This is a genomic window from Rugamonas violacea, from assembly GCF_016461825.1.
Lineage (GTDB): Bacteria > Pseudomonadota > Gammaproteobacteria > Burkholderiales > Burkholderiaceae_D > Rugamonas.
On the sequence record NZ_JAEMNU010000149.1, the window covers coordinates 1 to 11174 of the forward strand.

Sequence of the window (11174 nt, forward strand, 5' to 3'; positions counted from 1 at the left end):
GGCCGCGCCCAGCGCGTCCGGGCTGACCTTGGTCGGGATGCCGGCGCGCAGGGTGATGCGCTCGGCCAGCTCGGCCAGCGAGTTGACGCTGCGGTCGAAGGTGGTCGGCTCGTAGAAGATCGGCGGCAGGGCCGCCGGGCCGACCTTGACGATGTTCTTGCCCAACCAAATGCCCTGCTCGTGCGTCACCGGCGCGCTGGCGGCGGCGACCACGCCGGGCGCCGTCCGGCCGACATCCCTCACCAGGCCGGAGGCGCTGGCCTCCTTCTGCGGGAAGTCACGGTCGATTTTTTCCACCAGGCCGCTGCAAGCCGGCAGCAACACCAGGGCGGACACTGCCGCCAACAGTCTGAGCTTCATCATTCGACTCCTTTGGGCACGATGCGCAGCACTTTGTTGCCTGCGTAGAAAATGGCTTTCAGCGGGATTTCGGCCCCCTCCATGCCCTTGGCGACCATCGCCACGGCGTCCTGGAAGCTGCCGCTGACCTTGGTGCGGGCGTCGACGGCGTAGTCGACCGGCAACTCCCAGACCAGTTGCCAGCCGGCCTGGGCGGCCCAGCGCGCCAAGGCGGCGTTGAGGGTGCGGTCGGTCGGCACGATCTCCCAACTGCTCGGCGCCTCGCTCAAGGCGACCGCCGCCCGGCTGTGCGAAACGATGACGATGTTCTTCTCCGCCAGCTCGGCGACGTCGGGCGGCTGCGCCGACAACACGCCGCTGCCCGCCAGCGGCGCGCCGGGCGTTGCGCCGCCCAAGGTGAAGAGGCCGGCGTCCAGCGGTGCGCCGCCGTCGTCGTCGTCGCAATCGGCGTTGGCCGGCGCCGCCGGCGCGAAGCGCAATGCGCGCTCGAGCTTCAGCGACCGGCTTTGCTTGGCGGCCGCCGGCGTGGCGGCGGCGGACGGCGCCGCCAGGACCGGCACGCAGATGCCGTACATCAGGGCGCCGGCCAGATGGGCGGACAACGCCGCCCTCAACCGTGCTTTGCTTCGTATATCCATCATGTCCATCCCTCTTCAAACGCATTCGATAGTGGATTGCCCGGTGGCGTGCAAATAAGTGGCCGCCGCCGCCCGATAGTTCCCGCGCCGCTATGATTTTTTCAACTTTTCCGGCGGCCGGCGACGAACTCCGGGCCGGCCCCCGCCGCGATTCATTTTTTTGAATGCGGAAAAGAAAATGCAAGAAAAACATTCATATTGCGAAATGGTCAATATTCATTAAAGCACTACAAATGAAATAACTGGCCAACCAAAAGGTTGGTTTTCCCGACCAATAGCGGCGAAACACGCTATCAATGCGGTACTGACCAGTCGCGCGCGGACGAGGCGAAGCGGCGTGCTTTGGCCAAAATGCGGGCGGATCGGTGGAGCAAATGGAGGAAGAAACGGTGGGGGAAACGGCGGCGAACGAGGCGAAGGCGGGCGTCAGGGCGCGCACCGTCGCGCGGCGCGGCGGCGGCGCTACAGTTGCAGCAGTTCGCGCGCGCGGGCCAGCGCGCTGGTGCGGTTGTTGACGTGCAGCTTGGTGTAGATGTTGTGCAAATGCCACTTGACGGTGGCCTCCGACAGGAACAGCAGGGCCGCCAGTTTGCGGTTGCTCAGCCCTTGGTTGACCAGCTTGAGGATCTGCACCTCGCGTTCGGACAACTGCTCGGCGGCGCCGGCCGGCGGTGCTGCCGCTGCCGCCGTCGACGGCGCGGACGGCGCCGGCGCGGTGCCGGCGCAGTCGCGGCCGTCGCGGCCGTCGCGGCCATCTTGGCCATCGTGGCCGGCGTGGCCATCCTGGCCGGCGTGGCCGTCGTGGCCGTCGTGGCCGGCGCCGGCCTCACCGCCGGCGGCCGGCCGCCGTTCGCAGGCCTGCAACAGCCGCTCCAGATAGTCCGGCGGCTGCTGGTCCGGCTCGGTGCCGCGCACGGCGCCGAGCCGGATCTGCTCGATCAAGCCGAACAGTTCGCCACACTCGTCGGCCAAGGAGCGGCACTGGCCGTGGACGGCGCCCAGCGCCAAGGCCCGCCGCAGGCTGTCCCGGGCCGCCTCGTCGCGGCCGCCACGCAACTGCCAGCCCGCCTGCAGGCACAGCAGGCGGACCGTCCAGCCGTGGCGCCCCTCGCCGCGCGCCTGCGCCAGCAACTGCGCCAGCAGGAGCGCGGCGGCGCTGTCCTCGCCGCCGCCGACCTGGGCCAGCCGTAGGCGCAGCACGGCGATGCGCACGCCGATGTCGTCGGCGGCCGGCGCCGCGCCGGCCGGCTCGGACTCAAGCTCCTGGCCGATCCGTCGGGCCGCCTGCGGCCGGCCGGCCTTCAGTTGCAGGTCGACGCGCTCGGCCGCCAAGGTGCGCCGCAGCCGCGCCAGACCGTTGCGCTCGGCCAGCGCCATGCCCTCGGCCAGGCAGACGTCGGCGGCGTCCGCCGCGCCGCGCCAGAACAGGATGCGCGCCCGGGTCAGGTAGGCCGCCATCGTGGTTTCGATGCAGCCGTTGGCCTTGGTGAAGGCGAACACCTGGTCGAGCAGGGCCTCGGCGCGGGCCATGCGGTTCAGCTCGTAGCAGCTCTGCGCCTGCACCAGGGCGATCAGGCAGCTGCCGTAGCAGGCCGGATAGGGATCGAAGCGCTGCGGATTGGCGCCCATCACGGCGCCCAGCAGGGCCTCGGCGCCGAGCACGTCGCCGCGCTCCCACAGCGCCAACGCGTGCAGGGTCTCGGCCCAGGCCAGGCCGTTGGGCGGACGCGGGCAGTGGCGGTAGGAGCGCTTGGCGGCCAGGAAGTGCGCCACGGCGCCGGCGTAGTCGCGCCCGACCAGCGCGCTGTAACCCTGCACCACCAGCATGTTGCCGACGTCGTTGGGATCGCTCTCGCCCCAGCGCGCCAGCCACTCCCGGCAGATTTGCGCGGCCGGCGCGACGCGCCCGCTCAGGGCGTGGAAGATGGCCTGCATCATCAGCGTCTTGCGCGCCACGTCGTCCGGCTGCGGCGCCGTCGCCGCCGTCGTCGCTGCCGGCGCTGTCGTGGTCATTGCCGCTGTCGCCGTCGGCGCGGCGCTGGCCAACAGCCGTTGCAGCTTGGCGATCTCGGCCTCGGCCTCGGCGTAGCGGTAGCTGATCAGATAGGCGTAGATGCCGGGCAGCTTGATCTCCGGGCGCCGTTCGACGTACTGCGGCGGCAGCGCGGCGATCCAGCTCAGCAGCGTGGCGTCCTGGTCGCGCAGGTGCACCAGCTGGTAGGCGTGGGCCACGATCAGGTCGGCGGCGCGGGCATAGTCCTGGCCGGCCAGCGCGCAGGGGATGGCCTCGGCCACGCGGCCCTGCCGCTCGAACCAGGCGGCGCCACGGCGGTACAGCGCGCGGGCGCTTTCCGGCCGCGCGCGCAGGCAGCGCGCCCGCAGGTAGTCGCCGAACAGGTGGTGGTAACGATACCAGCGCCGCTCCGGCGCCAGCGCGACCAGGAACAGCTGCTGCGCCTTGACGCCGTCGAGCAGGCGGGCGGCGTCGGCCAGGCCCAGCGCGGTGGCGCAGAAGTCGGCCGAGAAGCGCTCGAACAGCGCGCTGCTGAGCAAGAACTCCACCGTCTCGGCGGGCAGCTGCGCCAGCACGATCTCGCCCAGGTAGGCGGTGATGTCGCGGTCGCTGCCGGAGAAGGCGGCGACGAAGCCGGCGGCGTCGTCGACCCGGCGCAGCGCCAGCGCGGCCAGTTGCAGCGCGGCCGGCCAGCCCTCGGTGCGCTGGTGCAGCGCGTGCAGCTGCGCCGCCGCCAGCGGCCGCCCGCTGACGGTCGAGACGAGGCGGCCGGCCTCCTCGACATCCAGGCCCAGCTCGTCGGCGCGCAGCTCGTGGACCTGGTCGGCCAGGCGCAGCTTGCTCAGCGCCAGCGGCAGGTCGGCGCGCGAGGCCAGCAGCAAGGTCAGTTGCGGCAGGTGCTGGGCCAGCAGCCAGTTCATCGCCTCGTGCACCACCGGGTTGTCGATGGCGTGGTAGTCGTCGAGGAACAGGGCGAGCGGCGCGTCCAGCCCGGCCAGCTCGCGGTACAGCGCGCGCAGCACCGGCTCCTGCGCCGGCGCGGCGCCGCGCCCGGCGCGCGCCAGCGCCAACGCCGCGCCGCCCAGCTCGGGCGCGGCGCATTGCAGGGCGGCGGCCAGGCCGTGCAGGAAGCGCAAGGGGTCGTTGTCCCCGCGGTCGAGGTTGAGCCAGCCGGCGCGCACGCCGCGCGCCTGGGCGCCGGCGCGCAGCCGGGCCAGCGTGGTGGTCTTGCCATAGCCGGCCGGCGCCACCAAACAGACCAGCCGGCGCGCGCCGGCGCGGTCGAGCTGGCGCTCCAGCCGGGGCAGCGCCAGCAGGCGCTCCGGCATCGGCGGCGGCGCCAGCTTGGTTTGCAGCAGCAGGTCCTCGGCGCCGGCCAGCTGCGCCGCCGCCGCGCCGCCGCGCAACTGCGGATGCCGCAGCTCCAACTGCGCCACCTTGCGCGCCGCGCCCCAGCGCTGGTAGCCGTCGCGCGCCTCGCGCAGATAGGCGTCGGCGCTGCGGGCGAAGCCGCCGGCGCGGTAGAACTGCGCCGCCAGCTCCTTGGCCAGCGCGGCGTGCTGGATGAAGCCGTGCGCGCCGGCCTGCTCGATGGCCCGCTCGTACAGGCGCATGGCGTCCAGCTCGCGCAGTTCGATGCGCGCGATCTCGGCCGCCAACAGGGCGTGGCGGTGCTCGAAGTCGGCCGGGTTGTGCCGCGCCCAGCGCGCCAGCCGGGCCAGCTGCTCCGCCAGCTCAGCCAGCATGGCCGGCTGGCGCGCGGCGCCGGCGGCGGCGTGCAGCGCCGCCAGCGTCAGGCCGTAGTAATAGCAATGGGTCGCCTCGCTGATGCCGGCCGGGCCGCTGCGCAACGCCCGGCTGGACTGCTGGCCGTGCCCCAGCGCCTCGTCGTAGCGGCCGTGCAGATAGGCCGCCCTCAACTTCATGAGCTGGTACTCGGCCAGGCCGGCGGCGAAGCCGGCGGCGGCCAGCAGGGCCAGGCATTGCGCCTCGCTGAAGCCGGCGTCGTCGAAGCTGCCGCAACGCGGCGTGGCGCCCTGCAGGTCGAGCATGGCCTGCTGTTGCAGGCGCAGCATCTGGTGGATCGGCGGATTGCCGTAGCGCCCGGCCCAGTCGCTGTAGTCGCGCGACTGGTGCAGGCACAGTTCGATGGCGTCGCCGCGCTCCAGGCCGATCTGCACCACGCTGTAGGCGGCGCAACTGGCGTACAGCTGCTCGCCCGCCGCCACGCAGGCGTCGAAGGCCTGGCGCGCCAGCGCCGCGCAGGCGGCGTGGCGCTGGCGCCAGCAATGGACGAACTTGGCCTGGATCGCCAGCAGCGCGGCGCGGCCGGGGGCGTCGCCATGGCTGGCGTTGAGGCGCAGCGCCAACTCGGCGTAGTCGTGCGCGGCGGCGATCTCGCCGTCGGCCGCCAGCAGCATGGCGTAGCCGCCGTAGATCAACGCCGCCGACGCCGGATGGCCGTGGCGCAGGCACAGGTTGAGCGCGCTCAGCACGATCAGCGGGAACAGCTGCTCGCAGGCCAGGTAGGCGCAGTCCTGCGCGGCGGCCAGCAGGTCGATCAGGGCGGCCGCGTCGGCGTCGACCGGCGCCGTTGCCAACGCCAGGCCGGCCATGTCGGACCGGCCCGGCCGCCAGGCCAGCACCACGCGCTGCGCCGCGATGGCGGCGTCGATCGCCGCCGCCTGGCGCGGCAAGGCCGGCTGGAAGTGGCGCGCGGCGTCCAGCAGCAGCGCCAGGGCCTCGCCGAAGCGGCCGGCCGAACGGTGCAGGCCGGCGCGCAGCAACGCCAGGCGGGCCAGCGCGCGCCGCGCGCACGCCGCGCCGCCGCCGCCGCGCGCGTCCGCCATCGTCTGGTACAGCTCGGCCGCGAGGCGCTCAAGCGGTTGGTGCTGGCCGGCCAGGCTGGCCGACTCGGCCAGGTCGAGCCGCCAAGCCAACTGGCCGGCGCCGTTGCTGTCATCGGCGTCATCGGTGTCATTGGCGTCATCGGCGTCGCTGGCAGCGGCGGCGCTGACGTAAGCGGCACCGGCCTCGGCACAATGAGCGGCGGGGGGCTGGGCGGTGGCGGCGATGTCGATGCCGCTGGCGGCGGCGATGTCGATATCGATTGCGGCGACGCCGAGGCCGAAGCCGATGGTGCTGGCGGCGGCGCTGGCGGCGGCGGCCGAACGCAGGCGACCGGCCTGGCGCAGATAGTCGGCGGCGGCGGCGTGCGCCGACATCGCCTTGGCCTGCTGCGCCGCCGCGCAGTTGAGCCGGTATAGCGTGCGACGAGCGGCGCCGTCCGCGATCAGCCCGGCGCCGCGATTGAGCTGGGCAAGCAGCTCGAACAAGGCCTCGCCCCGCGCTGCCGGGCCGGCGGCGGCGAGCAGCAGCCAACCTTTGCGCAGCGCCTCGGCCTCGCCGCTGGTGGCCGAGGCAAGCAAGTGTTCCGCCGCCTCGTCCAGCAACTCCCGCTGCAGGCAATAGCGTGCGCCGTCGCGCCACAACAGGCCGGCCCGTTCCGCCTCGTCCAAGGCCGGCGCCAGCGCCGCCGCCGTCCGCTGGCACACCACGGCCAGGCTGGCGCCGCCGGCGCTGCCGCCCAAGCCGGCCAATTGACCCAGCATCCACCGGCTGGCCGGCGTCAGGCGTGCCAAGCGGGCCCGCGCCAACGCGTCCAGGCCGGCCGGCCAGGCGGCCGCCGCGACGGCCCCGGCGTCCCAATGACAGCGCCCGCTATCGGCCTCTAGCCGCAACAACCCCTGCTGGTCCAGCAAATCGAGCAGCCGCAGCGCCATGCCGGGCAGGCCGGCGGCGCGGCGCCACAACAAGTCGGCCAGCGCGGCGCCGTCCTCCTGCCGGCAGGACAGCCGTTCGCCGACCAGCCGGCCCAGCGCCTCCGGCGGCAGCGCCGCCAAGTCGATGCGTGTGAGCGGCACGCCGGCCCTCACGGCCGCCGCCATCAGGCGGGCCAACGGCGCGCCGGCCGGCGCCGGCGGCTGGCGATACGCGCCCAGCAACAACAGCGCGGCCGGGCCGGGGGTGCCCAGCAGGTCGCGCAACAGCGCCAGGCTGGCCGGGTCGGCCCATTGCAGGTCGTCGAGGAAGAGCACCAAGGGCTGGCCGGGCCGGGCGAAGGCGCCCAGCAGGTCGCGGAAGGCGGCGCGCAGGCGCTGCTGCGCCGCCAGCGGCGGCAGCACGGGCGGCGCGGCCGGCCGGCCCAGCAAACGCTCCAGCGCCGGCACCAGCGCCACCATCAGCTGGGCGTTGCCGCCCAGCGCGGCCTGCAACCTCACCTTCCAGGCGGCGACGCCGGGTTTGCTATCGGTCAACACCTGGCGCACCAGTTCGCCGCAGGCCTGGCCCAGGCAGGCGTAGGGGTAGCCGCCGGGTTCGCCGCGGCCGGCGCCGAACCAGCCGCGCGCGAGCAGCACCGGCTGGCGCAGGCTGTGCGCCAGCGCCGACTTGCCGCTGCCGGCGCCGCCGCTGAGCATCAGCAGTTCGACGCCGCCGCCGGCCGCCACCCGCGCGTAGGCCTCGCGCAGGGCCGCGCGCTCGCCGTCGCGCCCGTGCAAGACGGCCCCGGCGCGACGCGGCGGCGCTTGCGCCGGCGGATAGGCCGAAGGGAGATCCCTGACTGTGTCCATTACATTCCCGACTGTCGGTACGATTCAATGTTTCCTGGCATGTCGAACGATATGCGGGGGGATGGGCCGCTCCGGCGCACCCGCCGGCCGGATCGACCGGGTCGGCGGGACGGTGCGCGACTCCTTGCCGTGCAGCAATTCATAGCCGCTGGGAATTTACCACGCCGGAGCCGGCAATGCCCACACAAAAATCGCCCCGTCGCGTCTATCGCCTCCCCCCATGGTGATAATGATTCTCATTTATAGTATGATGCCAGCCTCGTTCGTCGCCGCCACCCTCGCCAGAAAGTGCTCGCTCCCATGACCAGGCCCTGCCCCTCCCGCCGTTTCCTCCCGCATCTCAACGCCGGCGACAAGCCGGGCGGCATCCGACTGGGCCGGAAGGTGGCGCCGTGAGCGCCCGCTCGCGACAGGGCGACGGCCGCGACCACAGCGCCGGCGCAAGCACGTCGCTGCCGGCGGCGTCCGGCGCAGCGGCGGCACGCTCGGCGCCGGCCATGCCGCCGGCTCCACCGGCCCAGGCGCGCGCCACGCGCCGCCCGACGCCGCACCTGCCCCTGCCCCTGCCCCTGCCCGGCTGGCGCCAAGTATGGTTCCAACTGCACTGGCTGGTCGGCATCACCGGCGGCACGCTGCTGATGGTGATCGGCCTGAGCGGCGCCCTGCTCGCCTTCCGCGAGGAATGCCTCGACCTGCTCAACCCCGCCGTGCGCCAGGTGGCGCCGCGCGGCGAACCCGCGCTGGCGCCGGCCGAGGTGGCCGCCGCCGTGGCCCGCGTGCACGGCACGCGCCGCATCAGCACGATAATGGTCTACGCCGAAGCGGGGGCCGCCACGCGCGTGATCTTCGCGCCCCTGCCCGGCCAGCGCCGGGGCGAATCGATCTACGTCGATCCCTACACCGGCGCGGCGCAGGGACTGCGCGGCCACGAAGCCTTCGAATGGATAGAGGCGCTGCACCGCTGGCTGCTGCTGCCGCGCGAGGCCGGCGACCCGCTTACCGGCACCCTGGCGCTGCTGCTGATCGGCATGGCCGCCAGCGGCCTGTATCTGCGCTGGCCGCGCCGGCCGCTGTCCTGGCGCACCTGGCTGACCTTCGACCCGGCGCTGCGCGGCCGCCCCTTCCTGTGGAATCTGCACGCCGTGCTGGGCACCTGGGTGCTGCCGTTGTATCTGGTGCTGGCCGGCACCGGCCTGTACTGGAGCTTCGACATCGTGCGCGACAGCCTGGAGAGCTGGGCCGGCCGGCCGCCGCGCGCGGCGCTGAACCACGCCGCCGGCAAGCCGGCCGATATGGCCGCCGCCATGGCGAGCGCCAAGACGGCAGGCAAGCCGACGGCCGCCGCGCCATCGGACGGCGCCGCCGGTGCGGCCGGTGCCGCCGCTGGTGCCGCTGGTGCCGCCGGTGCCGCCGCTGGTGCCGCTGGTGCCGCCGGTGCCGCCGCTGGTGCCGCCGTCGCAGGCACGAACGGCGCCGCCACTGGCGCCAACGGCGCCACGCTGGCTCTGGCCTGGAACAGCTTCGTCGGCAAGGCGCCGGACTGGCGCATGGCCAGCCTGCGCATCCCCGAGAAGGCCGCGCAGCCCATCCAGATCAGCTGGTTGGGCGCCGCCGCGCCGCACGAGCAGGCGCGCAACCGCATGTCCGTGCTGGCGGCCAGCGGCAAGATCACCCAGGACAAACGCTACGCCGACCTGAACCTGCGCGACCGCTTCCTGACCACCTTCTATCCGCTGCACATGGGCACCTACTTCGGCCTGCCCGGCCGCTTGGCGATGATGATCGCCGGCCTGGCCATGCCGCTGTTCGGCATCACCGGCTGGATGCTTTACCTGGGCCGGCGCAAGCTCAAGCGCGCCGCCCGCGCCGCACGGGCGCGGTTGGCCGACACCGCCATCGCCGCGCCGGCCGGCGCCATGGCCGCCACCACGCTGCTGGCCTACGCCAGCCAATCCGGCTCGGCCGAACGCCTGGCGCTGCGCAGCGCCGCCGCCCTGCGCCAGGCCGGCGCGGCCGCCACGGTGCTGTCGCTGGACCGCCTCGCCCCCGCCGACCTGCTCGGCTACGCCCAGGTGCTGCTGGTCGCCAGCAGCTTCGGCGAGGGCGAGCCGCCGGACGGCACGCGCCGCTTCGCCCGCCTGCTGAACCAGGCCGACGCGGCCAGCTTGTCCGGCCTGCGCTTCGGCCTGCTGGCCCTGGGCGACCGCCACTACAGCGCCTTCTGCGGTTTCGGCCGCGCCCTCGACGAGCGCCTGCGCGCCCTCGGCGCCGCGCCGCTGTTCCCCGCCATTGAAGTCGACGACGGCGACGCCGTCGCGCTGCAGCGCTGGTCGCAATCGCTGGCGCGGCTGTGCGGCGTCGACGCCTTGAGCGGCATCGCCGCCGCCGACGCTGCCGCCGTCCCTGCTGCCGATGCCGATGCCGCTGCCGCTGCCCACCTTGCCGGCGGCCCGGCGCTCGCCTGGCAGGACTGGCGGCTGATCGGGCGCACACTGCTCAATCCGGGCAGCCAGGGCGGCCCGCTGTATGAGGTGATGCTGGACGCCGCCGGCGCCCACTGGCAAGCCGGCGCGCTGCTGGAAGTATTGCCGCGCAATCCGCACGGCGCCATCGCCGCCTGGTTGCGCCAAAGCGGCTTGGACGATAGCGCCTCGGTGCGCCTGGGCAGCGTGGTTTGCAGCCTGCACGAGGCGCTGGCGCGCAGCATCCTGCCGGCGCCGGCCATGCCGATGACATCGGCCCAGGCCTGCGCCGACCAACTGCGTCCTCTGGCGCCGCGCAGCTACTCGCTGGCCTCGCTGCCGCAGGACGGCGGCCTGCAACTGCTGGTGCGCCAGGCAAGCCATCCGGGCGGCCTGGGCGTCGGTTCCGGCTGGCTGAGCGCGCACGCGCCGCTGGACGGCGCCATCCAGGCGCGCCTGCTGGCCAATCCCGGCTTCGCGCCGCAAGAACTCGACGGCCCCGCCATCTTCATCGGCAACGGTTCCGGCTTCGCCGGCCTGCGCGCCCACCTGCGCGCCCGCGCGCTGGCGGGCCGCCGGCGCAACTGGCTGCTGTTCGGCGAGCGCGAACCAGCCTGCGACAGCATCTGCGCCGACGAGATCGCGCGGTGGCGCGCCGCCGGCCTGCTGCCGCGTCTCGACCTGGTGTTCTCGCGCGACGGCGAACGCCGCGAATACGTGCAGGACCGCCTGCGCGCCGCCGCCGCCGAGCTGCGCGGCTGGATCGCCGACGGCGCCGTCGTGTATGTCTGCGGCAGCCTGCGGGGCATGGCCGGCGGCGTCGACGCGGCCCTGGCCGAGATCCTCGGCGCCGACGCGCTCGACGACCTGGCCGCCGCCGGCCGCTACCGCCGCGACGTCTACTAAAAGCATTGTCGTTCCCGCGCAGGCGGGAATCCATGCCCCGCATGAGTTCCCGCCATACCCCGCCTGCCGTCTGAAGCAGCATGGACGCGCGCATATCGCCCGGCGGCGCAATTCCCATCCCACAAACGACAAACCCGCCGTGTCCGCATCACCTCGAAAGGTC

At 73.6% G+C, this 11174-nt stretch carries 3 protein-coding genes and 1 pseudogene; 1 reads left to right on the plus strand and 3 read right to left on the minus strand.

The annotated features are described in order from the left end of the window. The 3 genes and pseudogenes from H7U20_RS27630 to H7U20_RS27640 form a co-directional block, all read right to left on the minus strand. Positions 1-363, minus strand: a pseudogene (locus H7U20_RS27630) (PilN family type IVB pilus formation outer membrane protein); the annotation flags it as partial. Beyond that, a complete protein-coding gene (locus tag H7U20_RS27635) occupies positions 360-1001 on the minus strand; it encodes a toxin co-regulated pilus biosynthesis Q family protein (RefSeq protein ID WP_233411138.1) in 642 nt (213 codons plus the stop codon). The gene H7U20_RS27635 and the pseudogene H7U20_RS27630, both read right to left, overlap by 4 nt. A 459-nt stretch (positions 1002-1460) precedes the next feature. After that, on the minus strand, positions 1461-7643 hold the full coding sequence (locus H7U20_RS27640; protein ID WP_199762351.1) for a LuxR family transcriptional regulator: 6183 nt from the start codon (positions 7641-7643) through the stop codon (positions 1461-1463). Between the two features lie 392 nt (positions 7644-8035). On the opposite strand from H7U20_RS27640, the gene H7U20_RS27645 reads away from it, so the two are divergent. Beyond that, positions 8036-11011 carry a PepSY domain-containing protein gene (locus H7U20_RS27645; protein ID WP_199762352.1) on the plus strand — a complete coding sequence of 992 codons (2976 nt, stop codon included), beginning with the start codon at positions 8036-8038 and terminating at the stop codon, positions 11009-11011. Positions 11012-11174 lie beyond the last annotated feature (163 nt).